This window comes from Franconibacter sp. IITDAS19, assembly GCF_023079515.1.
Taxonomy (GTDB): domain Bacteria; phylum Pseudomonadota; class Gammaproteobacteria; order Enterobacterales; family Enterobacteriaceae; genus Franconibacter; species Franconibacter pulveris.
Genome location: NZ_JALJCP010000010.1, coordinates 125,837 through 151,300, shown reverse-complemented (window position 1 = coordinate 151,300; position 25,464 = coordinate 125,837). Strand labels below are relative to the sequence as shown.

The window sequence follows — 25,464 nt, the reverse complement described above, 5'->3', positions numbered from 1 at the left end:
ACCCCTAAATGGCAATGCCTTTATCTACGTCAACCGGAATTAACCGAAGCATCAATCTATTATTAGCGAATAAGCGGAACGTTTATACTCGCCCTTTCATCGGATGGCAGCGTCTGGATCAGAGTAACTATTATGGCTCAAACACATCTTCTGGCAGAAAGAATTTCGCGGCTCAGCGCTGCGCTGGAAAAAGGGCTCTTTGAACGCAGCCACGCCATTCGTCTCTGCCTGCTGGCGGCGCTTAGCGGCGAAAGCGTGTTCCTGCTCGGGCCGCCCGGCATCGCCAAAAGTCTGATAGCCCGCCGCCTGAAATTCGCTTTTGAGCATGCCCGCGCGTTTGAGTACTTAATGACCCGCTTTTCGACGCCGGAGGAGGTCTTCGGGCCGCTCTCTATTCAGGCGCTGAAAGATGAAGGACGCTACGAGCGCCTGACGCAAGGCTATCTTCCCGAGGCGGAAATTGTTTTTCTTGATGAGATCTGGAAAGCGGGGCCGGCGATTCTCAACACGCTGCTGACCGCTATCAACGAACGGCGTTTTCGCAACGGCGCGCGGGAAGAGAAAATCCCAATGCGACTGTTGGTTACCGCGTCCAACGAACTGCCGGAAGCCGACAGCAGCCTGGAGGCGCTTTACGACCGTATGCTGATTCGCCTGTGGCTCGATAAAGTGCATGAGAAGAATAATTTCCGCGCCATGCTGATTAGCCAGCAGGATGAAAATGAAAACCCGGTGCCGAAAGGGCTTCAGGTTACCGACGAAGAGTATGAGCGCTGGCAGCAGGAGATTGGGAAAGTCGCGCTGCCTGATAACGTCTTTGAACTCGTCTTCCTTTTACGCCAGCAGCTGGAAAATCTGCCGCAGGCGCCGTATGTCTCCGACCGCCGCTGGAAAAAAGCGATACGTCTGCTGCAGGCGAGCGCCTTTTTCAGCGGTCGCGAGGCGGTGGCCCCCATCGACATTATTCTGCTGAAAGATTGTCTGTGGCACGACGCCAGCGCCATGACCCTGATGCAGCAGCAAATTGAAGCGCTGATGACCGGCCACGCCTGGCAGCAGCACGCCATGCTGACTAAACTCGGCGCGATTGAACAGCGCCGTCTGCAGCTTCAACAGCAACAGAGCGACCAACAGGCGCTGACGGTGATAAAACAGGGCAGCATGTTCAGCCGCCGACCGCATTACCAGTTGCCGGAGGGCGTACAGGGCGAAACCCTTACCTTGCTGCTGCAAAAGCCGCTACGGCTGCACGATATGGATGTTATTCATATCACTCTGGCGCGTGAAGCGCTGGACGCCTGGCTGCAAAAGGGCGGCGAGATCCGCGGCAAGCTTAACGGCATTGGCTTTGCTCAGCCGCTTAACCTGGAAGTGGACAATCGCCAGCATCTTATCATTCGTGACGTAAGCCTGCAGGGCACCGCGCTGGCGCTGCCGGGCGCGCAGGAACAGAGCGTGCCGGAAGAGGTTAAGCAACAGCTCGACGCGCTCGATAACGAATGGCATCAGCAGCACAACCGCTTTAGCGAACAGCAGAAGTGCCTCTTTATTCACAGCGACTGGCTGGGTCGGATTGAAGCGAGCCTGCAGGACGTGGGCGCTCAGATCAAGCAGGCGCGACAATGCTGACGCTCGATACGCTCAACGTGATGCTGGCGGTGAGCGAAGGGGAGATGATAGAGGAGTTGATCCTCACTTTGCTGGCCTCGCCGCAACTCGCCATTTTTTTTGAAAAGTTTCCTCGTCTGAAGCAAGCCCTTACTCAGGATATCCCCCGCTGGCGGGAGCAGCTTAAAGCGCGTCTGCGCGAAGCGCACGTGCCGCCGGAGCTGGCGCAGGAGGTGGTTTGCTATCAGCAAAGCCAGTTGCTCTCCACCACGCAGTTTATTGTTCAACTGCCACAGACGCTTCGCCAGCTTAACGCGGTCAACTCCCCTTTCGCCGCGCAAGCCGCGCAGCTGGTGGCGGAAAACACCACCTTCACGCCGGCGCTGCATACGCTTTTCCTCCAGCGCTGGCGTCTGAGTCTGGTGGTGCAGGCCACCACGCTGAATCAGCAATTGCTTGAGAACGAGCGGGAACAGTTGCTGACTGAGATGCAGGAACGTCTCACCCTGAGTGGACAGCTTGCGCCGGTGCTCACGGAAAATGACGCTTCCGCCGGCAGGTTGTGGGATATGAGCGCGGGCAAACTCAAGCGCGGCGACTATCAACTTATCGTCAACTATGGCGAATTCCTGACGCAGCAGCCGGAACTTCTTCATCTGGCAGAGCAGCTAGGCCGTTCACGGGAAGCCAAATCGGTGCCGAAGAACGATGCGCCGCTGGAGACGTTCCGCACGCTGGTCCGCGAACCGGCGACCGTGCCGGAACAGGTGGAAGGCTTACAGCACAGCGACGATATTCTTCGCCTGCTGCCACCGGAACTGGCAACGCTCGGGCTGACGGAACTGGAGTTTGACTTCTATCGAAGACTGGCAGAGAAGCAATTGCTTACATACCGATTACAGGGCGATGCATGGCGGGAGAAAGTAATGCAGCGGCCTGTTACCCATAAGGATGTTGAGGAGCAGCCGCGCGGCCCGTTTATCGTCTGCGTGGACACCTCCGGCTCCATGGGGGGCTTTAACGAACAGTGCGCTAAAGCGTTTTGTCTGGCGCTGATGCGCATCGCGCTCGCTGATAACCGGCGCTGTTTTATTATGCTGTTTTCCAGCGAAGTGGTGCGCTATGAGCTGGCGGGACGCGACGGCATCGAGCAGGCGATCCGCTTTTTAAGCCAGCGTTTTCGCGGCGGTACCGATCTTGCGAGCTGCTTTCGCGCCATTATTGAGAAGATACACGGCGGCGAATGGCGCGATGCCGACGCGGTGGTCATTTCAGACTTTATTGCCCAGCGGTTGCCGGATGAGGTGGTGAATAAAGTAAAAACGCTGCAGCGAATAAACCAGCACCGGTTTCATGCCGTGGCGATGTCGGCGCATGGCAAACCCGGCATCATGCGCATCTTCGACCATATCTGGCGCTTTGATACCGGGTTACGCAGCCGCCTGCTTCGGCGCTGGCGGCGTTAAGCTTTACAGCAGACCGCTGACGCTTTCCTGCACCTGGGCAGGCCATACGCCGCACTGCACCTGACCGATATGCGGCAACTGCAACAGCAGCATAGTCAGACGCGACTGGCCAATACCGCCGCCGATAGTCTGCGGCATTTCGCCTTTCAGCAGGGCCTGATGCCATTCCAGCGCCAGTCTGTCTTCATCCCCGGTCAGCGCCAGCTGACGTTTCAGGGCTTCGGCGTCTACGCGGATCCCCATAGAAGAGATTTCGAAAGCGTCTTCCAGCACCGGGTTCCAGACCAGAATATCGCCGTTCAGCCCGGCGAAACCGCCTTCGCATGGGGTCGTCCAGTCATCATAATCGGGTGCACGCACGTCGTGGCGTTTGCCGTCGCCCAGCTTGCCGCCAATACCAATAAGAAAGACGGCGCCCAGCTCTTTGGTAATGGCGCGCTCGCGCCCCTTTGCATCCAGTTCCGGGAAACGGCTTTGCAGCGTTTCGCTGTGTACGAAGTGGATCTGCTCCGGTAGGGCGGCCTTCAGGCCAAATTGCTCGCTCACTGCCGCTTCGGTGACTTTAATCGCCGCCCAGATCGTTTCAACCGTCTGTTTCAGGGTGCCGAGATGGCGCTCGCCGTCACCCATTACGCGCTCCCAGTCCCACTGATCCACATAGACTGAGTGCACGGGCGACAGCCGGTCTTCATCCGGGCGCAACGCCTTCATATGCGTATAAAGCCCTTCACCTGCGCTGAAGTCATGTTGTCCTAACGTCTTGCGCTTCCATTTTGCCAGCGAATGCACGACTTCAAACTGCGCCTGCGGTAGCGTCTTCACTTTTACCTGCACCGCTTTCTCGCTGCCGGATAAGTTATCCTGCGTGCCATCCCCGAGGCGGCTCAGGATCGGCGCCTGGACTTCAATCAGGCCTAGCTTTTCTTCGAGCTGGCGAGAGAAATGGGATTTTACGAAGCTGATCTGGCGTTGTTTTGCGATATAAGCGGTTTTCATTTTTTGCGGCTCCTGTGCGTCCAATACCAATGATTAAGCAACAGAAAACGGCTACTATTCAATAATCAATAATAAAAAAGCCGTTCAGGTTTTCGTTTCGCTAAAATGAATGGCTTAAAAATCGGAATTCTTTATTAGTCATAGGAAAAAGTGATGGAAAATTATCAGATCGATAATCTGGACCGCGGCATTCTCGACGCTTTGATGGCAAACGCCCGCACCGCCTATGCGGAGCTTGCCAAACAATTTGGCGTAAGCCCTGGCACTATCCACGTACGGGTTGAGAAGATGAAGCAGGCAGGCATTATTACCGGCGCACGAATAGACGTAAGCCCGAAACAGCTTGGTTATGACGTCTGTTGCTTTATCGGCATTATTCTCAAGAGCGCGAAAGATTACCCGGCGGCGCTGGCGAAGCTGGAAAGCCTGGAGGAAGTGACGGAGGCTTATTACACCACCGGGCACTACAGTATCTTTATTAAAGTGATGTGCCGCTCCATTGACGCGCTGCAGCAGGTACTTATCAACAAGATCCAGACAATTGATGAAATTCAGTCCACGGAGACGCTGATCTCCTTACAAAACCCGATCATGCGCACCATCCGGCCATAGGTCTCTTTTTTGATACCCATATTATCCACAGGTAGATCCCAGCCCGCTCACAGCGTACAATGCAACTCGTTTTACTAAAGGCGGGACACCATGGCAGACATTACCCTGATCAGCGGCAGCACCCTGGGCGGCGCGGAGTACGTGGCCGAGCATCTGGCGGAAAAGCTGGAAGAGGCCAACTTTTCTACAAAAACCTTCCACGGCCCCCTGCTGGATGATCTGAATAAAGAAGGCGTCTGGCTGGTGGTAAGTTCGACCCATGGCGCAGGCGATCTGCCGGATAACCTTCAGCCGCTTTATGACGAGCTGAACGAACAGCACCCCGATCTGAGTGGTTTACGCTACGGCGCTATTGGTATCGGTAGCCGGGAGTATGACACCTTCTGCGGCGCCATTGAGAAAATGGACGAACTGCTTACCGCCTGTGGAGCAAAACGCGTCGGCGATCTGCTGAAAATTAACATTCTCGATCACGACATTCCGGAAGATCCGGCCGAAATCTGGCTGGGATCCTGGAAAAATTTACTCTGATTACGACAAAGATCGATTTTTTTCTGTGGATAAACCTGCTGAAAAGCTTGGATCAAGCCGTAGTTATCCAAAGTATAACCTTTGTTTACTTTTTGAGTTGTGCATAACCTTCGTTTCTGATCCCAGCTTATACGGTGTGGGATCACCGATCATTCACAGCAAGCGATCCTGGATAACGCATTGATCCTGAAAGGGGGTTTGCCGTTATCCACAGGACAGGTCGATCTTAATAAGAGATCACAGTAAAAAAGATCCCTATATAAAAGATCTTCTTTTTAATACCAACGATCCCGATGCTTTCTCGATACGCTAAAGTTGAGTAGAATCCACGGCCCGGGACTTCCCATCCTCATTCGCAACACCGCGAGGTTACACCACCATGTTTTATCCGGATCCTTTTGACGTCATCATCATTGGCGGGGGTCATGCAGGTACCGAGGCCGCGATGGCCGCTGCACGTATGGGTCAACAGACCCTGCTATTGACACACAATATCGACACGCTGGGACAGATGTCCTGCAACCCGGCGATCGGCGGTATTGGTAAAGGACATCTGGTTAAGGAAGTGGACGCCCTCGGCGGGTTAATGGCGAAAGCGATCGATCAGGGCGGCATTCAGTTTAGGATACTAAACGCAAGCAAAGGGCCGGCGGTTCGCGCCACCCGCGCTCAGGCAGACCGTGTGCTTTATAAGCAGGCGGTGCGCACTGCGCTTGAGAACCAGCCTAATCTGATGATCTTCCAGCAGGCGGTAGACGACCTGATCGTGGAAAACGATCGCGTTGTCGGCGCGGTTACACAGATGGGCCTGAAGTTCCGCGCTAAAGCAGTCGTGCTGACGGTCGGCACTTTCCTCGACGGCAAAATTCATATTGGACTTGATAACTACAGCGGCGGCCGTGCAGGCGACCCGCCTTCCATTCCGCTGGCTCGCCGCCTGCGTGAACTGCCGCTGCGTGTAAACCGCCTTAAAACCGGTACGCCGCCGCGCATTGATGCCCGCACCATTGATTTTAGCGAGCTGGCGCAGCAACACGGCGATAACCCGATGCCGGTGTTCTCGTTCATGGGGTCTGTTTCCCAGCATCCGGCGCAGGTGCCATGCTACATCACGCACACGAACGAAAAAACGCACGACGTGATCCGCAATAACCTCGACCGCAGCCCGATGTATGCCGGGATCATTGAGGGGATCGGCCCGCGTTATTGTCCTTCTATCGAAGACAAAGTGATGCGCTTTGCCGATCGCAACGCGCACCAGATCTTCCTCGAACCGGAAGGGCTGACCAGTAACGAAATTTACCCGAACGGCATCTCCACCAGCTTGCCGTTTGACGTACAAATGCAGATTGTCCGCTCCATGAAGGGAATGGAAAACGCGCGCATCGTACGCCCGGGCTACGCGATTGAATATGACTTCTTCGACCCGCGCGATTTGAAACCTACCCTTGAAAGCAAATACATTCAGGGGCTGTTCTTCGCCGGACAGATTAACGGCACGACGGGCTATGAAGAAGCCGCCGCGCAGGGGCTGCTGGCAGGGCTGAACGCTGGCCGCTACTCTGCGGAAAAAGAGGGCTGGTCGCCGCGTCGCGATCAGGCTTACCTTGGGGTGTTGGTGGACGATCTCTGCACCCTCGGCACCAAAGAGCCGTACCGCATGTTTACCTCCCGCGCAGAATATCGACTGATGCTGCGTGAAGATAACGCCGACCTGCGTCTGACCACTATTGGCCGCGAACTGGGCCTGGTGGATGACGAACGCTGGGCGCGCTTCAACGAGAAGCTGGAGAACATTGAACGCGAGCGCCAGCGCCTGAAAGAAACCTGGGTACACCCGAATGCAGAAAATGTATCCGAAGTGAATGCTCACTTAACGGCGCCGCTCTCCCGTGAAGCGAGCGGCGAAGACTTACTGCGTCGCCCGGAAATGACTTACGAGCAGCTGGTGAAGCTGGAAAGCTTCGGTCCCGGTCTGGCTGATGCAGAGGCGGCCGAACAGGTCGAGATTCAGGTCAAGTACGAGGGGTATATCGCTCGCCAGCAGGACGAGATTGAGAAGCAGCAGCGTAACGAGAACACGTTACTGCCGGCAACCCTCGACTACCGCCAGGTGAACGGTCTTTCCAATGAGGTTATCGCCAAGCTAAACGATCATAAGCCAGCTTCTATCGGTCAGGCGTCCCGTATCTCCGGGATCACCCCAGCCGCTATCTCCATTCTGCTGGTCTGGCTGAAAAAACAAGGGCTGCTGCGCCGCAGCGCCTGAGCATGTTAAACATGGGTCAGCGCCAGGCTGGCCCTTTTTTTAGGATACTGTTGTGCTCAATTCACTTAATCGTCTGCTGGATGCGGCGACCATTTCGCTGCCCGATCGCCAGAAAGAACAGCTGCTGGACTATGTCGGTATGCTGAACAAATGGAATAAGGCCTATAACCTGACCTCCGTGCGCGACCCGCAGGAGATGCTGGTGCGCCATATCCTCGACAGCATTGTCGTGGCGCCTTACCTGAAAGGCACTCGCTTTATCGATGTCGGCACAGGACCGGGGCTACCGGGAATCCCCCTGGCGATAGTCATGCCGCAGGCGCATTTCACGCTGCTGGATAGCCTTGGCAAGCGCGTTCGCTTTTTAAAACAGGTGCAGCATGAGCTGAAGCTGGAAAATATCACGCCGGTACAAAGCCGCGTCGAGGCGTTTCCCGCCGAGCCGCCGTTTGACGGCGTTATCAGCCGCGCCTTCGCTTCGTTGTCGGATATGGTGAGCTGGTGCCATCACCTGCCGGCAGGGGAGGGGCGTTTTTATGCCCTCAAAGGTCTTCGCCCTGATGATGAAATCGCTTCGTTACCTGCAGGCTTCAGCGTTGAGGAAATTGTGCCGTTGAAGGTGCCGTCCCTTGAAGGCGAACGTCATCTGGTTACGATTAAACCAAACAAAATTTAATTTTTATCAAAAAAAGTGGAAATAGGGATGTTTCCATTTTGTTAATTAGGGCTTTAAAAATAAGCAATTATTCCGTTGCGAATTTACCCTTTATTTACTGTGGGTTTTCTGTTTCTTAACGGCGCACGTTTTGTATGCCAATTTAAATAATCAACAGTGAAAATATCAGCCTGCTAAAAGTGTGCGTCAGCAAAGTTTTAAATGTTAAATTTTTGTCGCGGATGTCAATAAAAGGTTTTTATCGTGTTTTTCGCTGTTTTGAAAAATAGCGAATTTAAAGCGTTTATATTTCAGTAGGATGGGTGGCTTACATTCTTAAATGAAATAAATTTTCTGTAAGCGTAAATGTTAATAATGTGATCCAAAGCACGCTTTAATTGCCGTAATTACGCGCATTCCGCTGATTTCGCTTCTCGCGCTGGCGTTTCATAAAAAAGTGAGAAAATCGCTATGCCGAAAATTATTTAAACATTTATTCACCTTTTAGCTACTTATTGTTTGAAATCACGAGGCCGCCCCGTATAATTTGAGCGCTTTTTGAAGCTTGACTCTAAGCTGCAAAGACAGTTTTATACGACACGCGACATACCTCGAAGGGAGCAGGAGTGGAATCTTATGCCGGTGTCGCTTTTGAGTAGAAACGTTGCTCGCAAGCTTCTGTTCATTCAACTGCTGGCGGCAATAGCAATCGGATTGCTGTTTTGCCTCAAAGACCCCTTCTGGGGCGCTTCCGCAGTAAGCGGAGGCCTGGCAGTCTTGCTGCCGAATGTGTTTTTTATGATTTTTGCCTGGCGCCATCAGGCGCATACACCCGCTCAAGGCCGCGTGGCCTGGACATTCGCTCTCGGCGAAGCGATTAAGGTGGTTGCGACCTTTACTCTGCTGGTGGTGGCGCTGGCGGTATTCAAAGCGGAATTTGTACCGCTCATAGTGACGTGGGTTTCGGTGCTGGTGGTTCAGATACTGGCACCAGCTGTAATCAACAACAAAGGGTAAGAGGCATCATGTCTGCAGGAGAAATCTCGACGCCGCAGGAGTATATAGGTCACCATCTGAATAACCTTCAGATTGACCTGCGTACCTTCTCGCTGGTGGATCCGCATAACCCCCCGGCCACCTTCTGGACGCTCAACATCGACTCCATGTTCTTCTCGGTGGTGCTGGGTCTGTTGTTTCTGGTGCTGTTCCGTAAAGTCGCTAAAAACGCGACCAGCGGCGTACCGGGTAAATTCCAGACGGCGGTAGAGCTGGTCATCGGCTTTGTCCATGGTAGCGTGAAAGACATGTACCACGGTAAAAGCAAGCTGATTGCCCCGCTGGCCCTGACGATTTTCGTCTGGGTATTCCTGATGAACCTGATGGATTTACTGCCAATCGACCTGCTGCCGTATATCGGTGAGCATGTGTTCGGCCTGCCTGCGTTGCGCGTGGTGCCGTCTGCTGACGTGAACATCACCCTGTCCATGGCGCTTGGCGTGTTTATTCTCATTCTGTTCTACAGCATCAAAATGAAAGGCATCGGCGGCTTCACGAAAGAGTTGACGCTTCAGCCGTTCAATCACTGGGCGTTCATTCCAATCAACCTGATTCTGGAAGGCGTGAGCCTGCTGTCTAAGCCGGTTTCTCTCGGTCTGCGACTGTTCGGCAACATGTATGCCGGTGAGCTGATTTTCATTCTGATTGCTGGTCTGCTGCCGTGGTGGTCGCAATGGGTGTTGAACGTGCCCTGGGCTATTTTCCACATCCTGATCATTACGCTGCAAGCCTTCATTTTCATGGTTCTGACGATCGTCTATCTGTCGATGGCGTCTGAAGAGCATTGATTTTTTTACTCAACACTACTGCGTTTTAACTGAAACAAACTGGAGACTGTCATGGAAAACCTGAATATGGATCTGCTGTACATGGCTGCCGCTGTGATGATGGGTCTGGCGGCAATCGGTGCTGCGATCGGTATCGGCATCCTCGGGGGCAAATTCCTGGAAGGCGCTGCGCGCCAGCCTGATCTGATTCCTCTGCTGCGTACTCAGTTCTTTATCGTAATGGGTCTGGTGGATGCTATCCCGATGATCGCTGTGGGTCTGGGTCTGTACGTGATGTTCGCTGTCGCGTAGTAAACGAAGTTGTCTGGAATTAACGGGCAATATCAGAACATTAACCAGATAAGAGGCATTGTGCTGTGAATCTTAACGCAACAATCCTCGGCCAGGCCATCGCGTTTGTCCTGTTCGTTCTGTTCTGCATGAAGTATGTATGGCCGCCTTTAATGGCTGCCATCGAAAAGCGTCAAAAAGAGATTGCTGACGGCCTTGCTTCTGCTGAACGAGCTAAAAAGGATTTGGACCTTGCACAGGCCAACGCGACCGACCAGCTGAAAAAAGCGAAGGCGGAAGCTCAGGTAATCATCGAGCAGGCGAACAAACGCCGCGCGCAGATCCTGGACGAAGCCAAAGCTGAAGCAGAGCAGGAACGTAACAAAATCGTCGCGCAAGCGCAGGCGGAAATCGAAGCCGAACGCAAACGCGCACGCGAAGAGCTGCGTAAGCAAGTCGCTACGCTGGCTGTTGCTGGCGCCGAGAAGATCATCGAACGTTCCGTGGATGAAGCTGCTAACAGCGACATCGTGGATAAACTTGTCGCTGAACTGTAAGGAGGGAGGGGCTGATGTCTGAATTTGTAACGGTAGCTCGCCCCTACGCCAAAGCAGCTTTTGACTTTGCCGTCGAACACCAAAGCCTCGACCGCTGGCAGAACATGCTGGCGTTTGCCGCTGAGGTGGCTAAAAACGAACAAATGGCAGAGCTTCTCTCCGGCGCGTTGGCGCCGGAAACGCTCTCTGAGTCGTTTATCGCAATTTGCGGTGACCAGCTGGACGAAAATGGCCAGAACCTGATTCGGGTGATGGCGGAAAACGGTCGTCTGAAGGTCCTTCCTGATGTTCTTGAGCAGTTCATGCAACTGCGCGCAGCCCTTGAGGCTACTGTTGAGGTGGATGTCACCTCGGCCAGCGCGTTAAGCGAAGAACAGCTTGCGAAAATCAGCGCCGCGATGGAAAAACGTCTGTCACGCAAAGTGAAGCTGAATTGCAAAATCGATAAGTCTGTAATGGCAGGCGTCATCATCCGTGCGGGTGATATGGTCATTGATGGCAGCATTCGCGGCCGTCTTGAGCGCCTTGCAGACGTCTTGCAGTCTTAAGGGGACTGGAGCATGCAACTGAATTCCACCGAAATCAGCGAACTGATCAAGCAGCGCATTGCTCAGTTCAATGTTGTGAGCGAAGCTCATAACGAAGGTACTATTGTTTCTGTAAGTGACGGTGTTATCCGTATCCACGGCCTGGCCGATTGTATGCAGGGTGAAATGATCTCCCTGCCGGGTAACCGTTACGCTATCGCACTGAACCTGGAGCGCGACTCTGTAGGTGCCGTAGTCATGGGTCCTTACGCTGACCTCGCCGAAGGCATGAAGGTTAAGTGTACTGGCCGTATTCTGGAAGTGCCGGTTGGCCGTGGCCTGCTGGGCCGTGTGGTTAACACCCTGGGCGCGCCGATCGACGGTAAAGGTCCGGTTGAACACGATGGCTTCTCGCCAATCGAAGTTATCGCACCGGGCGTTATCGATCGCCAATCCGTAGACCAGCCTGTACAGACCGGTTACAAATCCGTCGATGCCATGATTCCAATCGGTCGCGGCCAGCGTGAGCTTATCATCGGCGACCGCCAGACGGGTAAAACCGCGATGGCAATCGACGCCATCATCAACCAGCGCGATTCCGGCATCAAATGCGTGTACGTGGCTATCGGCCAGAAAGCGTCCACCATTTCTAACGTGGTTCGTAAGCTGGAAGAGCACGGCGCGCTGTCCAACACCATCGTTGTGGTTGCGACTGCGTCTGAATCCGCTGCGCTGCAATACCTGGCACCGTATGCCGGTTGCGCAATGGGTGAATACTTCCGCGACCGCGGCGAAGACGCGCTGATCGTTTACGATGACCTGTCCAAACAGGCTGTCGCTTACCGTCAGGTTTCCCTGCTGCTCCGTCGTCCGCCAGGACGTGAAGCATTCCCGGGCGACGTGTTCTACCTCCACTCCCGTCTGCTGGAGCGCGCATCCCGCGTTAACGCGGAATACGTTGAGAACTTCACTAAAGGTGAAGTGAAAGGTAAAACCGGCTCCCTGACCGCTCTGCCGATCATCGAAACCCAGGCGGGTGACGTTTCCGCGTTCGTTCCGACCAACGTAATCTCCATTACCGATGGTCAGATCTTCCTGGAAACCAACCTGTTCAACTCCGGTATTCGTCCGGCAGTTAACCCGGGTATCTCGGTATCCCGTGTGGGTGGCGCAGCTCAGACCAAGATCATCAAGAAACTGTCCGGTGGTATCCGTACCGCGCTGGCGCAGTATCGTGAACTGGCGGCGTTCTCTCAGTTCGCTTCCGATCTTGACGAAGCGACCCGTAAGCAGCTGAGCCATGGTCAGAAAGTGACCGAGCTGCTCAAGCAGAAACAGTATGCGCCGATGTCTGTTGCACAGCAGGGCCTGGTACTGTTTGCGGCGGAACGCGGTTACCTCGAAGATGTGGAACTGGCGAAAATCGGTAGCTTCGAAGCCGCTCTGCTGGCTTACGCTGACCGTGACCACGCTCCGCTGATGCAAGAGATTAACCAGAACGGTGGCTATAACGATGAGATCGAAGGCAAGCTGAAAAGCCTCCTCGACTCCTTCAAAGCAACCCAGTCCTGGTAACGTCTGGCGGCTTGCTGTAAGGCAAGCCGCAAGGCATTGAGGAGAAGCTCATGGCCGGCGCAAAAGAGATACGTAGTAAGATCGCAAGCGTCCAGAACACGCAAAAGATCACTAAAGCGATGGAGATGGTCGCCGCTTCCAAAATGCGTAAATCGCAGGATCGCATGGCGGCCAGCCGTCCTTATGCAGATACCATGCGCAAAGTGATTAGTCACCTTGCTACCGGTAATCTGGAATATAAGCACCCTTACCTGGAAGAACGCGACGTTAAACGCGTGGGCTACCTGGTGGTGTCTACCGACCGTGGTCTGTGCGGTGGCTTGAACATCAACCTGTTCAAAAAACTGCTGGCGGATATGAAAGTATGGTCCGATAAAGGCGTTCAGTGCGACCTCGCAATGATCGGCTCCAAGGGCGTTTCTTTCTTCAATTCCGTAGGCGGCAACATTGTCGCTCAGGTGACTGGCATGGGGGATAACCCTTCGCTGTCTGAACTGATCGGCCCGGTTAAAGTGATGTTGCAGGCCTACGATGAAGGTCGTCTGGACAAGCTTTACATTGTCAGCAACAAATTTATTAACACCATGTCTCAGGCTCCAACCATCACTCAACTGCTGCCGCTACCGGCTTCAGAAGATGAAGAGTTGAAACGTAAATCCTGGGATTACCTGTATGAACCCGACCCGAAAGCGCTGCTGGATACCCTGCTGCGCCGTTATGTGGAATCGCAGGTTTATCAGGGCGTGGTTGAAAACCTGGCCAGCGAGCAGGCCGCACGAATGGTGGCGATGAAAGCCGCAACCGATAATGGCGGCAGCCTGATTAAAGAGCTGCAGTTGGTATACAACAAAGCTCGTCAGGCCAGCATTACTCAGGAACTCACCGAGATCGTCTCGGGGGCCGCCGCGGTTTAACCAGGTTATTTCGTAGAGGATTCAAGATGGCTACTGGAAAGATTGTCCAGGTAATCGGCGCCGTGGTGGACGTCGAGTTCCCTCAGGATGCCGTACCGAAGGTGTACGACGCCCTTGAGGTAACAAATGGTAATGAGCGTCTGGTGCTGGAAGTGCAGCAGCAGCTCGGCGGCGGTATCGTGCGTACCATCGCGATGGGTTCTTCCGACGGTCTGCGTCGTGGTCTGCCTGTAGCAGACCTCGAGCACCCGATCGAAGTCCCGGTAGGCAAAGCGACCCTGGGCCGTATCATGAACGTGCTGGGTCAGCCGATCGACATGAAAGGCGATATCGGCGAAGAAGAGCGCTGGGCGATTCACCGCTCCGCTCCGACTTACGAAGAGCTGTCCAGCTCTCAGGAACTGCTGGAAACCGGCATCAAAGTTATCGACCTGATGTGTCCGTTCGCTAAGGGCGGTAAAGTCGGTCTGTTCGGTGGTGCGGGCGTAGGTAAAACGGTAAACATGATGGAGCTCATCCGTAACATCGCGATCGAGCACTCCGGCTACTCCGTGTTTGCGGGCGTGGGCGAGCGTACCCGTGAAGGTAACGACTTCTACCACGAAATGACCGACTCCAACGTTCTGGACAAAGTATCCCTGGTTTACGGCCAGATGAACGAGCCGCCGGGAAACCGTCTGCGCGTGGCGCTGACCGGCCTGACCATGGCTGAGAAATTCCGTGACGAAGGTCGTGACGTACTGCTGTTCGTTGACAACATCTATCGTTACACCCTGGCCGGTACTGAAGTATCCGCACTGCTGGGCCGTATGCCTTCAGCGGTAGGTTACCAGCCGACCCTGGCGGAAGAGATGGGTGTTCTGCAGGAACGTATCACTTCCACCAAAACCGGTTCTATCACCTCCGTTCAGGCGGTATACGTACCGGCGGATGACTTGACTGACCCGTCTCCTGCAACCACCTTTGCGCACCTTGACGCAACCGTGGTACTGAGCCGTCAGATCGCGTCTCTGGGTATCTACCCGGCAGTTGACCCGCTGGACTCTACCAGCCGTCAGCTGGACCCGCTGGTGGTAGGTCAGGAACACTACGATACCGCTCGCGGCGTGCAGTCTATTCTGCAGCGTTATCAGGAGCTGAAAGACATCATCGCCATCCTTGGTATGGACGAACTGTCTGAAGAAGACAAACTGGTGGTAGCTCGCGCGCGTAAGATCCAGCGCTTCCTGTCCCAGCCGTTCTTCGTAGCAGAGGTGTTCACCGGTTCTCCGGGTAAATACGTTTCGCTGAAAGACACCATCCGTGGCTTTAAAGGCATCATGGAAGGCGAATACGACCACCTGCCGGAGCAGGCGTTCTACATGGTTGGCTCCATTGACGAAGCCGTGGAAAAAGCCAAAAAACTTTAACGCCTTAATCGGAGGGTGATATGGCAATGACTTACCACCTGGATGTCGTCAGCGCAGAACAGCAGATGTTTTCTGGTCTGGTTGAGAAAATCCAGGTTACGGGCAGTGAAGGTGAACTGGGTATTTACCCGGGACACGCCCCGCTGCTCACCGCCATTAAGCCTGGTATGATCCGCATCGTGAAACAGCACGGCCACGAAGAGTTTATTTATCTCTCCGGCGGCGTGCTGGAAGTGCAACCGGGCAACGTAACCGTGCTCGCGGACACCGCGATTCGTGGCCAGGATCTCGACGAAGCGCGAGCTCTGGAGTCGAAGCGTAAGGCGGAAGAGCATATTAGCAGCTCTCACGGCGACGTGGACTACGCTCAGGCTTCTGCTGAGCTGGCTAAAGCTATCGCCAAACTGCGCGTTATCGAGTTGACTAAAAAAGCGATGTAACACCGGCTTGTAATTGAAAATGCCAGTCTGATGACTGGCATTTTTTTTATCTGCATTTCACTGCCACCACCTGGCATTGATTATTTATTATACTTTTTATCTGTTAATCCGCTTCTTTCGCTATGAATTCCTTGTGTTTCAACATCGTGACTAGTTCATTCGGATGATTGATCAAATTCTGCTGTCTGCCAGACTCAAAACGCTTCAGAGAATGGGGCGCCGTATGCGCGGTCGTGCTTACAATTTCAGAAGAATGACTAAGCTGATATGCGAAAGGCTAGAGACGCAAACCATCGCTTTATTTTAATAGTGAAAAAACTGATAAGGCGCTGATTAAGATTGTTTTTAAGCAGGTTTAACCAGCGAAATGCCGTTTTTGTAGTGCTTTTATAAACCCAAAAGAGTTAAGTGAGAGGAAAAATGCGGGATTAAACAGCGATCCTTTTTATGCTGAAAAATATGTAGAATTTTCGGTATTAACTCGCTTTACTTCATTCACTTTTAAAAGTCAGGACGTGTATGTCAAACAGTGCGATGAGCGTGGTGATCCTTGCAGCAGGCAAAGGCACCCGCATGTATTCCGACCTTCCGAAAGTGTTGCACCAACTGGCTGGCAAAGCCATGGTGCAGCATGTTATCGATGCCGCTAAACAGGTAGGCGCGCAGCGCGTACATCTGGTTTATGGCCATGGCGGCGAACTGCTGAAGCAAACGCTTCGTGATGACTCGCTGAACTGGGTATTGCAGGCGGAACAGCTGGGCACCGGACACGCCATGCAGCAGGCGGCGCCGTTTTTTAGCGACGACGAAGACATCCTGATGCTCTACGGCGACGTACCGCTCATTAGCGTGGAGACGCTTGCGCGCCTGCGTGCAGCCAAACCGCAAGGCGGTATTGGCCTGCTGACCGTTAAGCTTGAAGACCCGACGGGCTATGGCCGCATCACGCGTGATAACGGCAACGTCACCGGCATTGTCGAGCATAAAGATGCCACTGAACAGCAACGTCTGATCAATGAAATCAATACCGGCATCCTGATCGCGAACGGCGCGGATCTTAAGCGCTGGCTGGCGAAGCTGAACAACAACAACGCGCAGGGCGAATATTACATCACCGACATTATCGCCATGGCTCACCAGGAAGGCCACGACATCGCTGCGGTACATCCGGATCGCTTAAGCGAAGTGGAAGGTGTTAACAACCGTCTGCAGCTGGCGCGTCTGGAGCGCGTTTATCAGGCCGAGCAGGCGGAAAAACTGCTGCTGGCGGGCGTCATGCTGCGCGATCCGGCCCGTTTTGACCTGCGCGGCGAGCTTGAACACGGCCGCGATGTTGAAATCGATGTGAATGTCGTTATCGAAGGGCGCGTAACGCTTGGCAATCGCGTAAAAATCGGCGCGGGCTGCGTTATTAAAAACAGCATCATCGGCGATGACTGCGAAATCAGCCCTTACTCCGTAGTAGAAGAGGCGCGTCTGGAGGCGGCCTGCACCATCGGTCCGTTTGCTCGCCTGCGCCCAGGTGCGGAGCTTGAAGAGGGCGCCCACGTCGGCAACTTCGTGGAAATGAAAAAAGCGCGTCTGGGGAAAGGCTCCAAAGCGGGCCACCTGACCTATCTCGGCGATGCGGAAATCGGCGCCAATGTGAATATCGGCGCAGGCACCATCACCTGTAATTACGATGGCGCGAATAAACACAAAACCATTATCGGCGATGATGTCTTTGTCGGTTCCGATACGCAACTGGTGGCGCCAGTAAGCGTGGCGCGCGGCGCGACTATCGGCGCGGGCACGACGGTCACGCGTGATATCGCTGAAGATGAACTGGTTATCAGTCGTGTGAAGCAGACCCATATCCAGGGTTGGCAGCGCCCGGTGAAGAAAAAGTAAGTGTTGTCGCTTCCTGCAGGAAGCGGTTCGGGCAGAGGGGCACATAATAAACCGCCCCCGCTCTTGTCCCGTAAGGGATACATAAAAATAACCCCACTCTCTACAAGGCTCGGGGCGCCCAAAAAGGGCAATACAGGTCGTCGACAACGTATGGCGTAAAGCCATAATCAGGAACCATTAACTATGTGTGGAATTGTTGGCGCAGTCGCGCAACGTGATATTGCTGAAATCTTGCTTGAAGGCTTACGTCGTCTGGAGTACCGCGGTTACGACTCTGCGGGGCTGGCGGTGGTTGACAGCGAAGGGCATATGACTCGCCTGCGTCGCCTTGGCAAAGTCCAGATGCTGGCTCAGGCGGCGGAAGAACAACCGCTGCGTGGCGGTACCGGTATTGCTCACACCCGTTGGGCAACGCATGGCGAGCCTTCTGAAGGCAATGCGCACCCGCACGTTTCCGGCCACATTGTGGTCGTGCATAACGGCATTATCGAAAACCATGAACCGCTGCGCGAAGAACTGAAATCTCGCGGCTACGAATTTATCTCCGAGACCGACACCGAAGTTATCGCGCACCTCGTCCACTGGGAGCTGGCGAAAGGCGGTACGCTGCGTGAAGCGGTGCTGCGCGCTATCCCACAGCTGCGCGGCGCCTACGGCACCGTCATTATGGACAGCCGCGACCCGAGCGTACTGCTGGCGGCCCGTTCCGGCAGCCCGCTGGTCATCGGCCTTGGCGTAGGCGAGAACTTTATCGCATCCGATCAGCTGGCGCTGCTGCCAGTGACCCGTCGCTTCATCTTCCTGGAAGAGGGCGACATCGCTGAAGTGACCCGTCGTTCCGTGACCATTTTTGAAAAATCGGGCGACCAGGTAACGCGTGAAGAGATCGAATCCAATCTGCAATACGATGCGGGCGATAAAGGCATTTATCGTCACTACATGCAGAAAGAGATTTATGAGCAGCCGAACGCCATTAAGAACACCCTGACCGGGCGCATCAACCACGGCGAAGTGGATCTTAGCGAACTGGGTCCGGACGCTAATAAGCTGCTGTCGCAGGTTGAGCACATCCAGATCGTGGCATGCGGTACCTCTTACAACTCCGGCATGGTTTCCCGCTACTGGTTTGAATCGCTGGCTGGCGTGCCTTGTGACGTGGAAATCGCCTCTGAATTCCGCTACCGCAAATCCGCGGTGCGTCGCAACAGCCTGATGATTACCCTTTCGCAGTCTGGCGAAACGGCGGACACGCTGGCGGCGCTGCGCCTGTCGAAAGAGCTGGGTTACCTCGGTTCGCTCGCTATCTGTAACGTCCCGGGTTCTTCGCTGGTGCGTGAATCCTCGCTGGCGCTGATGACCAAAGCGGGCACCGAAATCGGCGTGGCTTCGACCAAAGCGTTTACCACGCAGTTAACCGTACTGCTGATGCTGGTGGCGAAGCTGAGCCGTCTGAAAGGGCTGGATGCCTCCATCGAGCATGACATCGTTCACGGCCTGCAGGCGTTGCCGAGCCGCATTGAGCAGATGCTTTCCCAGGACAAACGTATTGAGCAGCTCGCAGAGGGCTTCTCGGAGAAACACCACGCGCTGTTCCTGGGCCGCGGCGATCAGTACCCCATCGCGCTGGAAGGGGCGTTAAAGCTCAAAGAGATCTCTTATATCCATGCGGAAGCCTATGCCGCAGGCGAGCTGAAACATGGCCCGCTGGCGCTTATCGATGCGGATATGCCAGTGATTGTGGTTGCGCCTAACAACGAACTGCTGGAAAAACTGAAGTCTAACATCGAAGAAGTGCGCGCCCGCGGCGGCCAGCTCTATGTCTTCGCCGATCAGGACGCCGGTTTCACCAGCAGCGAAAACATGCACATTATCCCGATGCCGCATGTGGAAGAGGTGATTGCGCCCATTTTCTACACCGTGCCGCTGCAACTGCTGGCTTACCACGTGGCGCTGATTAAAGGCACCGATGTGGACCAGCCGCGCAACCTGGCGAAATCGGTTACGGTAGAATAATCTCTCCTGACTCGTGTTATCCTCTGAAGAGGTTGCCAGACGGCAACCTCTTTTTTTTCAGCAACGTAATGGAAAACACGCTTTTATGGCCCTGTTTGCATGGATTTCCGGTTCCCGGTTCTCGCAGTTGCTGGCGTTCAGCGCCGAGGTTGAAGACGATATCTCGCATCGCAGGCTGCACAAGCTGAAGCGGAACATAGCGCAGTGTAGCGATGCGCCCACATCCCGCTATTTCGGCACCTCCTCTTACTACCATGTGCTGGTGGCGAGCGGCTACGCACTATTCTTCAGCGCAGTGGCAAACGTCGCTGCGCTGCGTCCGGCTTTTTCTCTCGTGTGGATAATCGCAGGCATCGTCTGGCTGGCGTTGCTCATGACCAGCACGCTGACTATTACAAAAGGCCGGCGCAGCGGCCTGCTTACGCTGTTTTATGGCTGGTTTTTACATCTGGTGATAAGCCTGGCGACGCTGGTTTGCGGGCTGGTTTTTCAGCCACTCTCGCTTCTGTTTGGGCTGAGTTGGGCCACAGGCGTGATGCTGTTATGGCTTGCCTGGCGAATGATAAACAGCCGGGAGATGGTTAACCTGGTCCGCTGGTGTCTGCGGCTCAAAATGCAGCAAGAACATGCGCGTCAGCTTCAGCGCCGCTCCGTTAAAAAGGGGCGTTGAGACGCTTTGTTATGAGTGATCATCGCTGAATTCCCGTCCGGCTAAACGACCGACGTCTATGACAAATTACGCTTGCGGAGCTATGTTTACCCTGTCATAAAAAGAAAATTTTTCTTTCATCCCCTCGTCATAAACTAATTTAACTCATTGAATTTATTATGTATTACTTAACGCAAATACCCGGATTCCGCCTTGTCATAAAACTGTCATAATTCGTACATTTAACTGTCACCCAATTGTCCTATTTTGCAGAGCGTAGCCACTTAACAATGAATTACGTTTACCTCATGCAGGAGACATTATGAAAGTTATGCGTACCACCGTCGCAACTGTTGTCGCCGCGACCTTATCGATGAGCGCTTTCGCCGTTAACGCGGCCGCAAGCCTGACTGGCGCCGGTGCAACCTTCCCGGCGCCGGTGTATGCCAAGTGGGCTGACACTTACCAGAAATCCACCGGTAACAAAGTGAACTACCAGGGGATCGGCTCTTCCGGCGGCGTGAAGCAAATCATTGCCAACACCGTGGATTTCGGCGCTTCCGATGCGCCGCTGTCTGATGAAAAACTGCAGCAGGAAGGCCTGTTCCAGTTCCCGACCGTTATCGGCGGCGTGGTGCTGGCGGTTAACCTGCCGGGCTTCAAAGCGGGCGAACTGGTGCTGGATGGCAAAACCCTTGGCGATATCTACCTTGGCAAAATCAAGAAGTGGGACGACGAAGCGATTGCTAAGCTGAACCCGGGCAAAAAACTGCCTTCACAGAATATCGCAGTAGTGCGTCGCGCTGACGGTTCCGGCACCTCCTTCGTTTTCACCAGCTACCTCGCTAAAGTGAACGACGAGTGGAAATCCAAAATCGGCGCCGGCTCTACCGTTAACTGGCCGACCGGTCTCGGTGGTAAAGGCAACGACGGCATCGCCGCGTTCGTACAGCGCCTGCCGGGCTCCATCGGCTATGTGGAATACGCTTACGCCAAGCAGAACAACCTGACTTACACCAAACTGGTTTCCGCCGACGGCAAGCCGGTTGACCCGACCGAAGAGAGCTTCTCCAACGCGGCGAAAGGCGTGGACTGGAGCAAATCCTTCGCGCAGGACCTGACTAACCAGAAAGGCGACAATGCGTGGCCGATTACCTCCACCACCTTCATTCTGGTCCACAAAGAGCAGAAGAAACCTGAGCAGGGCGCTGAAGTGCTGAAGTTCTTCGACTGGGCTTATAAAGAAGGCGCGAAGCAGGCTAACGACCTGGACTATGCTTCTCTGCCGGACAGCGTGGTTGAGCAGGTTCGCGCGGCATGGAAGACCAGCGTGAAAGACAGCAGCGGTAAAGCGTTGTACTAAATACCCGTCATACTTCGAGCCGCAGCTGTGTTGGCTGCGCTTGTTCACCCCAGTGACATAGTGAATCTATGCTGCTGGGGATTCACAAGCTTGCCGCCTTGCTGCAACCCGAATTATTTAGGGTATAGCATTACGTTAGCCAGGAAGAACGATAAAATGCGCGCTTCCTGGCCCAAACTGAAAGAGTGACTTATGGCTGCGACAAAGCCTGCATTTAACCCTCCGGGGAAAAAGGGTGACATGATCTTCAGCGCGCTGGTTCGTCTGGCTGCGCTGATTGTGCTTTTGCTGCTGGGCGGCATTATCGTCTCCCTCATTATTTCCTCCTGGCCCAGCATCCAGAAATTTGGTTTCTCCTTCCTCTGGACCAAAGAATGGGATGCCCCTAACGACATTTATGGCGCGCTGGTGCCGATTTACGGCACGCTGGTCACCTCGTTTATTGCGCTGCTGATTGCGGTTCCCGTGAGTTTCGGCATCGCCCTGTTTCTGACGGAGCTGGCCCCGGGTTGGTTAAAGCGTCCGCTCGGCATCGCGATTGAACTGCTGGCCGCTATCCCGAGTATCGTTTACGGCATGTGGGGGCTGTTTATTTTCGCGCCGCTGTTCGCCACGTATTTTCAGGAGCCGGTGGGCAACGTGCTCTCTACTATTCCGTTTGTCGGCGCGCTCTTCTCCGGCCCGGCGTTCGGCATCGGTATCCTCGCGGCAGGCGTGATCCTCGCCATCATGATTATTCCTTACATTGCGGCGGTGATGCGCGATGTCTTCGAGCAAACCCCGGTGATGATGAAAGAGTCAGCCTACGGCATCGGCTGCACCACCTGGGAAGTTATCTGGCGCATCGTGTTGCCGTTCACCAAAAACGGCGTGATTGGCGGCGTAATGCTTGGCCTTGGCCGCGCGCTGGGCGAAACCATGGCGGTTACCTTTATCATCGGCAACACCTACCAGCTCGACAGTGCGTCACTTTATATGCCGGGCAACAGCATCACCTCGGCGCTGGCGAACGAATTCGCCGAAGCGGAGTCTGGCCTGCACGTGGCGGCGCTGATGGAGCTGGGTCTGATCCTCTTTGTTATCACGTTTATCGTGTTGGCGATTTCTAAAGTCATGATTATGCGTCTGGCGAAAAACGAGGGGGCACGATAATGGCGACCACTCTGGAATTGCAAACTTCCCAGGAGCTGGCGCAGTCGCGCCGTAAGATGCAGGCGAAGCGCCGCACTAAAAACCGCATCGCCCTGACGCTTTCCATGGCGACCATGGCGTTCGGCCTGTTCTGGCTTATCTGGATCCTGTTCTCAACGGTGGCGCGCGGCTTCGACGGCATGTCGCTTGCCCTGTTCACCGAAATGACGCCGCCGCCCAACACGGCGGGCGGGGGGCTTGCGAACGCGCTGGCGGGCAGCGGCTTGCTTATCCTCTGGGCGACCGTGTTTGGTACGCCGCTTGGCATCATGGCGGGGATTTATCTCGCGGAGTACGGACGCAAGTCCTGGCTTGCCGAAGTTATCCGCTTTATTAACGACATTCTGCTCTCCGCGCCTTCCATTGTGGTGGGCCTGTTCGTCTACACCATCGTCGTGGCGCAGATGGAGCACTTCTCCGGCTGGGCGGGCGTGATTGCGCTGGCGCTGCTTCAGGTGCCGATTGTTATCCGCACCACCGAGAACATGCTCAAACTAGTGCCGGACAGCCTGCGCGAAGCGGCCTATGCGCTCGGGACGCCGAAGTGGAAGATGATTTCCGCCATTACGCTGAAGGCGTCGGTTTCCGGCATCCTGACCGGCGTGCTGCTGGCGGTGGCGCGTATCGCAGGCGAAACCGCTCCGCTGCTCTTTACCGCGCTCTCCAACCAGTTCTGGAGCACGGACATGATGCAGCCTATCGCCAACCTGCCGGTGACGATTTTCAAATTCGCCATGAGCCCGTTTGCCGAGTGGCAGCAGCTTGCCTGGGCCGGCGTGCTGATTATTACGCTGTGCGTGCTGTTGCTGAATATCCTGGCGCGCGTGCTGTTCGCTAAACGTAAACACGGTTAATTGATGCGGCGCGGCACAGCGCGGCGCCGGATAAGGAAAAGATTGCAATGAGTATGGTTGACACTGCCCCGGGCAAAATTCAGGTTCGCGATTTGAACTTTTATTACGGGAAATTCCATGCCCTGAAAAACATCAGCCTGGATATCGCTAAAAACCAGGTGACGGCGTTTATCGGTCCGTCTGGCTGCGGCAAATCAACGCTGCTGCGCACCTTCAACAAAATGTTTGAGCTCTACCCGGAGCAGCGCGCGGAAGGCGAAATCCTGCTGGATGGCGAAAACATTCTGACGCACGCGCAGGATATCGCCCTGCTGCGCGCCAAAGTCGGCATGGTGTTCCAGAAGCCGACGCCGTTCCCGATGTCGATTTATGACAACATCGCTTTCGGGGTGCGCCTGTTCGAAAAGCTCTCCCGTGCGGAAATGGACGAACGCGTGCAGTGGGCGTTGACCAAGGCCGCATTATGGAATGAAACCAAGGATAAACTGCACCAGAGCGGGTACTCTCTCTCCGGTGGTCAGCAGCAGCGTCTGTGCATCGCGCGCGGTATCGCTATTCGCCCGGAAGTGTTGTTACTCGACGAGCCTTGCTCCGCGCTGGACCCGATCTCCACCGGGCGCATCGAGGAGCTTATCACCGAGCTTAAGCAGGATTACACCGTGGTGATAGTCACGCACAACATGCAGCAGGCGGCGCGCTGCTCGGATCACACGGCGTTTATGTACCTCGGCGAGCTGATTGAGTTCAGCAACACGGACGATCTCTTTACCAAGCCGAAAAAGAAACAGACTGAAGATTACATCACGGGTCGTTACGGCTGATATGCCCTGATATTTCAGGTAAGCCGCTTTTGAATCTATCGGGCATGCGGAGTGCTAAATGGACAACCTTAATCTTAATAAACATATTTCTGGTCAGTTTAACGCGGAGCTGGAGTACATCCGTACTCAGGTGATGACCATGGGTGGGCTGGTTGAACAGCAGCTCTCCGACGCGATTACCGCCATGCACAACCAGGACAGCGATCTGGCCAAACGGGTTATCGAAGGCGATCAGAAGGTCAACATGATGGAAGTGGCGATTGATGAAGCCTGCGTGCGCATCATCGCCAAGCGTCAGCCGACCGCGAGCGACCTGCGTCTGGTGATGGCTATCATCAAAACCATCGCCGAGCTGGAGCGCATCGGCGACGTGGCGGATAAAATCTGCCGCACGGCGCTGGAGAAATTTTCCCAGCAGCACCAGCCGCTGCTGGTCAGCCTGGAGTCGCTGGGCCGCCATACGGTGCAGATGCTGCACGACGTGCTGGATGCCTTCGCGCGCATGGATCTCGACGAAGCGGTGCGAATTTATCGCGAAGACAAAAAAGTGGATCAGGAATACGAAGGCATTGTGCGTCAGCTGATGACCTACATGATGGAAGATTCCCGCACGATTCCGAGCGTGCTCACCGCGCTGTTCTGCGCCCGCTCTATCGAACGTATCGGCGACCGCTGCCAGAACATCTGCGAATACATCTTCTACTTTGTCAAAGGGCAGGATTTCCGCCACGTGGGCGGCGATGAGCTGGACAAGCTGCTGGCGGGCAAAGACCCGAAAGAGTAATCAAGCGCGGCTGCAAAACAGCGGCCTGCGTTAACAACCTGAACGCCTCTTGCCTGTCGGGCCAGAGGCGTTTTTTTATCCGCCGCTCGCCCGGAAAGTTCGCCGTTACAGCAAGCATGCATTTTTCCTTTGACCGCTCGCCCGTTTTCACCATGCGAAGGCTATTTTTCATGCACTAATGTGGCTATTTTAGGAAACCCTGTTAGTGAACGGAGTGTCCAGATCC

At 54.7% G+C, this 25,464-nt stretch carries 24 protein-coding genes; 23 read left to right on the top strand and 1 reads right to left on the bottom strand.

The window, feature by feature from the left end:
* Window positions 1–132 precede the first annotated feature (132 nt).
* Window positions 133–1,629, top strand: a complete 1,497-nt coding sequence (gene ravA / locus MT962_RS20400; RefSeq protein WP_024559895.1) for an ATPase RavA — start codon at window positions 133–135, stop codon at window positions 1,627–1,629.
* Window positions 1,623–3,074 carry an ATPase RavA stimulator ViaA gene (gene viaA / locus MT962_RS20395; RefSeq protein WP_247366319.1) on the top strand — a complete coding sequence of 484 codons (1,452 nt, stop codon included), beginning with the start codon at window positions 1,623–1,625 and terminating at the stop codon, window positions 3,072–3,074. Before ravA ends, viaA begins: the two co-directional genes overlap by 7 nt.
* A 3-nt stretch (window positions 3,075–3,077) precedes the next feature.
* Here the strand turns inward: viaA and asnA are convergent, their stop codons facing one another.
* Entirely contained in the window at window positions 3,078–4,070 is a 993-nt protein-coding gene (gene asnA / locus MT962_RS20390; RefSeq protein ID WP_247366318.1) for an aspartate--ammonia ligase, read from the bottom strand.
* A gap of 153 nt (window positions 4,071–4,223) precedes the next feature.
* On the opposite strand from asnA, the gene asnC reads away from it, so the two are divergent.
* The 21 genes from asnC to phoU all read left to right on the top strand — a co-directional run bounded on the left by asnC (window position 4,224) and on the right by phoU (window position 25,238).
* Window positions 4,224–4,682 carry a transcriptional regulator AsnC gene (asnC, locus tag MT962_RS20385; protein ID WP_024556864.1) on the top strand — a complete coding sequence of 153 codons (459 nt, stop codon included), beginning with the start codon at window positions 4,224–4,226 and terminating at the stop codon, window positions 4,680–4,682.
* A gap of 90 nt (window positions 4,683–4,772) precedes the next feature.
* On the top strand, window positions 4,773–5,213 hold the full coding sequence (gene mioC, locus MT962_RS20380) for an FMN-binding protein MioC (RefSeq protein ID WP_247366317.1): 441 nt from the start codon (window positions 4,773–4,775) through the stop codon (window positions 5,211–5,213).
* 379 nt (window positions 5,214–5,592) lie between these two features.
* Window positions 5,593–7,482, top strand: a complete 1,890-nt coding sequence (gene mnmG, locus MT962_RS20375) for a tRNA uridine-5-carboxymethylaminomethyl(34) synthesis enzyme MnmG (protein ID WP_024556862.1) — start codon at window positions 5,593–5,595, stop codon at window positions 7,480–7,482.
* Window positions 7,483–7,534: 52 nt separating this feature from the next.
* The gene (rsmG, locus tag MT962_RS20370) at window positions 7,535–8,158 is read left to right on the top strand and encodes a 16S rRNA (guanine(527)-N(7))-methyltransferase RsmG (protein WP_024556861.1); all 624 of its coding nucleotides are present in this window, start codon (window positions 7,535–7,537) and stop codon (window positions 8,156–8,158) included.
* Between the two features lie 615 nt (window positions 8,159–8,773).
* Entirely contained in the window at window positions 8,774–9,154 is a 381-nt protein-coding gene (gene atpI, locus MT962_RS20365; protein WP_024556860.1) for a F0F1 ATP synthase subunit I, read from the top strand.
* 8 nt (window positions 9,155–9,162) lie between these two features.
* Entirely contained in the window at window positions 9,163–9,981 is an 819-nt protein-coding gene (atpB, locus tag MT962_RS20360) for a F0F1 ATP synthase subunit A (protein ID WP_024556859.1), read from the top strand.
* 51 nt (window positions 9,982–10,032) lie between these two features.
* Window positions 10,033–10,272 (top strand): F0F1 ATP synthase subunit C, encoded by a 240-nt coding sequence (atpE, locus tag MT962_RS20355; protein WP_000429386.1) that lies wholly within the window; start codon window positions 10,033–10,035, stop codon window positions 10,270–10,272.
* 65 nt (window positions 10,273–10,337) lie between these two features.
* A complete protein-coding gene (gene atpF / locus MT962_RS20350; protein WP_024555015.1) occupies window positions 10,338–10,808 on the top strand; it encodes a F0F1 ATP synthase subunit B in 471 nt (156 codons plus the stop codon).
* Between the two features lie 14 nt (window positions 10,809–10,822).
* On the top strand, window positions 10,823–11,356 hold the full coding sequence (atpH, locus tag MT962_RS20345) for a F0F1 ATP synthase subunit delta (RefSeq protein WP_024556858.1): 534 nt from the start codon (window positions 10,823–10,825) through the stop codon (window positions 11,354–11,356).
* A 12-nt stretch (window positions 11,357–11,368) separates the two neighbouring features.
* Window positions 11,369–12,910: a F0F1 ATP synthase subunit alpha gene (atpA, locus tag MT962_RS20340; RefSeq protein WP_024556857.1), complete on the top strand. Its 1,542-nt coding sequence runs from the start codon at window positions 11,369–11,371 to the stop codon at window positions 12,908–12,910.
* 50 nt (window positions 12,911–12,960) lie between these two features.
* Window positions 12,961–13,824: a F0F1 ATP synthase subunit gamma gene (gene atpG / locus MT962_RS20335; RefSeq protein WP_024556856.1), complete on the top strand. Its 864-nt coding sequence runs from the start codon at window positions 12,961–12,963 to the stop codon at window positions 13,822–13,824.
* Window positions 13,825–13,850: 26 nt separating this feature from the next.
* On the top strand, window positions 13,851–15,233 hold the full coding sequence (atpD, locus tag MT962_RS20330) for a F0F1 ATP synthase subunit beta (RefSeq protein ID WP_024556855.1): 1,383 nt from the start codon (window positions 13,851–13,853) through the stop codon (window positions 15,231–15,233).
* A gap of 20 nt (window positions 15,234–15,253) precedes the next feature.
* On the top strand, window positions 15,254–15,673 hold the full coding sequence (locus tag MT962_RS20325) for a F0F1 ATP synthase subunit epsilon (protein ID WP_024556854.1): 420 nt from the start codon (window positions 15,254–15,256) through the stop codon (window positions 15,671–15,673).
* A gap of 519 nt (window positions 15,674–16,192) precedes the next feature.
* The gene (gene glmU, locus MT962_RS20320; RefSeq protein ID WP_024556853.1) at window positions 16,193–17,563 is read left to right on the top strand and encodes a bifunctional UDP-N-acetylglucosamine diphosphorylase/glucosamine-1-phosphate N-acetyltransferase GlmU; all 1,371 of its coding nucleotides are present in this window, start codon (window positions 16,193–16,195) and stop codon (window positions 17,561–17,563) included.
* Between the two features lie 183 nt (window positions 17,564–17,746).
* A complete protein-coding gene (glmS, locus tag MT962_RS20315; protein ID WP_024556852.1) occupies window positions 17,747–19,576 on the top strand; it encodes a glutamine--fructose-6-phosphate transaminase (isomerizing) in 1,830 nt (609 codons plus the stop codon).
* An 85-nt stretch (window positions 19,577–19,661) separates the two neighbouring features.
* Complete coding sequence (locus tag MT962_RS20310; protein ID WP_247366316.1) at window positions 19,662–20,246, top strand: hypothetical protein; 585 nt, start codon at window positions 19,662–19,664, stop codon at window positions 20,244–20,246.
* Between the two features lie 301 nt (window positions 20,247–20,547).
* Entirely contained in the window at window positions 20,548–21,588 is a 1,041-nt protein-coding gene (pstS, locus tag MT962_RS20305) for a phosphate ABC transporter substrate-binding protein PstS (RefSeq protein WP_024556850.1), read from the top strand.
* 192 nt (window positions 21,589–21,780) lie between these two features.
* The gene (pstC, locus tag MT962_RS20300; protein ID WP_024556849.1) at window positions 21,781–22,740 is read left to right on the top strand and encodes a phosphate ABC transporter permease PstC; all 960 of its coding nucleotides are present in this window, start codon (window positions 21,781–21,783) and stop codon (window positions 22,738–22,740) included.
* Window positions 22,740–23,633 carry a phosphate ABC transporter permease PstA gene (gene pstA, locus MT962_RS20295; protein WP_029696825.1) on the top strand — a complete coding sequence of 298 codons (894 nt, stop codon included), beginning with the start codon at window positions 22,740–22,742 and terminating at the stop codon, window positions 23,631–23,633. Before pstC ends, pstA begins: the two co-directional genes overlap by 1 nt.
* A gap of 47 nt (window positions 23,634–23,680) precedes the next feature.
* Complete coding sequence (gene pstB, locus MT962_RS20290; RefSeq protein ID WP_024556847.1) at window positions 23,681–24,454, top strand: phosphate ABC transporter ATP-binding protein PstB; 774 nt, start codon at window positions 23,681–23,683, stop codon at window positions 24,452–24,454.
* A gap of 58 nt (window positions 24,455–24,512) precedes the next feature.
* Window positions 24,513–25,238, top strand: coding sequence for a phosphate signaling complex protein PhoU (phoU, locus tag MT962_RS20285; RefSeq protein WP_024556846.1), 726 nt, complete (start codon window positions 24,513–24,515; stop codon window positions 25,236–25,238).
* The last annotated feature ends 226 nt before the right edge of the window (window positions 25,239–25,464 follow it).

What these genes read in the sequence shown, in the direction of transcription:
- atpI (WP_024556860.1), top strand. Translation starts at nt 8,774, where the DNA reads ATGCCGGTGTCGCTTTTGAGTAGAAACGTTGCTCGCAAGCTTCTGTTC.
- MT962_RS20325 (WP_024556854.1), top strand. Translation starts at nt 15,254, where the DNA reads ATGGCAATGACTTACCACCTGGATGTCGTCAGCGCAGAACAGCAGATG.
- atpB (WP_024556859.1), top strand. Translation starts at nt 9,163, where the DNA reads ATGTCTGCAGGAGAAATCTCGACGCCGCAGGAGTATATAGGTCACCAT.
- pstB (WP_024556847.1), top strand. Translation starts at nt 23,681, where the DNA reads ATGAGTATGGTTGACACTGCCCCGGGCAAAATTCAGGTTCGCGATTTG.
- atpE (WP_000429386.1), top strand. Translation starts at nt 10,033, where the DNA reads ATGGAAAACCTGAATATGGATCTGCTGTACATGGCTGCCGCTGTGATG.
- atpD (WP_024556855.1), top strand. Translation starts at nt 13,851, where the DNA reads ATGGCTACTGGAAAGATTGTCCAGGTAATCGGCGCCGTGGTGGACGTC.
- atpA (WP_024556857.1), top strand. Translation starts at nt 11,369, where the DNA reads ATGCAACTGAATTCCACCGAAATCAGCGAACTGATCAAGCAGCGCATT.
- pstS (WP_024556850.1), top strand. Translation starts at nt 20,548, where the DNA reads ATGAAAGTTATGCGTACCACCGTCGCAACTGTTGTCGCCGCGACCTTA.
- ravA (WP_024559895.1), top strand. Translation starts at nt 133, where the DNA reads ATGGCTCAAACACATCTTCTGGCAGAAAGAATTTCGCGGCTCAGCGCT.
- asnC (WP_024556864.1), top strand. Translation starts at nt 4,224, where the DNA reads ATGGAAAATTATCAGATCGATAATCTGGACCGCGGCATTCTCGACGCT.
- mioC (WP_247366317.1), top strand. Translation starts at nt 4,773, where the DNA reads ATGGCAGACATTACCCTGATCAGCGGCAGCACCCTGGGCGGCGCGGAG.
- pstA (WP_029696825.1), top strand. Translation starts at nt 22,740, where the DNA reads ATGGCGACCACTCTGGAATTGCAAACTTCCCAGGAGCTGGCGCAGTCG.
- viaA (WP_247366319.1), top strand. Translation starts at nt 1,623, where the DNA reads ATGCTGACGCTCGATACGCTCAACGTGATGCTGGCGGTGAGCGAAGGG.
- atpH (WP_024556858.1), top strand. Translation starts at nt 10,823, where the DNA reads ATGTCTGAATTTGTAACGGTAGCTCGCCCCTACGCCAAAGCAGCTTTT.
- mnmG (WP_024556862.1), top strand. Translation starts at nt 5,593, where the DNA reads ATGTTTTATCCGGATCCTTTTGACGTCATCATCATTGGCGGGGGTCAT.
- phoU (WP_024556846.1), top strand. Translation starts at nt 24,513, where the DNA reads ATGGACAACCTTAATCTTAATAAACATATTTCTGGTCAGTTTAACGCG.
- atpG (WP_024556856.1), top strand. Translation starts at nt 12,961, where the DNA reads ATGGCCGGCGCAAAAGAGATACGTAGTAAGATCGCAAGCGTCCAGAAC.
- glmS (WP_024556852.1), top strand. Translation starts at nt 17,747, where the DNA reads ATGTGTGGAATTGTTGGCGCAGTCGCGCAACGTGATATTGCTGAAATC.
- MT962_RS20310 (WP_247366316.1), top strand. Translation starts at nt 19,662, where the DNA reads ATGGCCCTGTTTGCATGGATTTCCGGTTCCCGGTTCTCGCAGTTGCTG.
- pstC (WP_024556849.1), top strand. Translation starts at nt 21,781, where the DNA reads ATGGCTGCGACAAAGCCTGCATTTAACCCTCCGGGGAAAAAGGGTGAC.
- glmU (WP_024556853.1), top strand. Translation starts at nt 16,193, where the DNA reads ATGTCAAACAGTGCGATGAGCGTGGTGATCCTTGCAGCAGGCAAAGGC.
- asnA (WP_247366318.1), bottom strand. Translation starts at nt 4,070, where the DNA reads ATGAAAACCGCTTATATCGCAAAACAACGCCAGATCAGCTTCGTAAAA.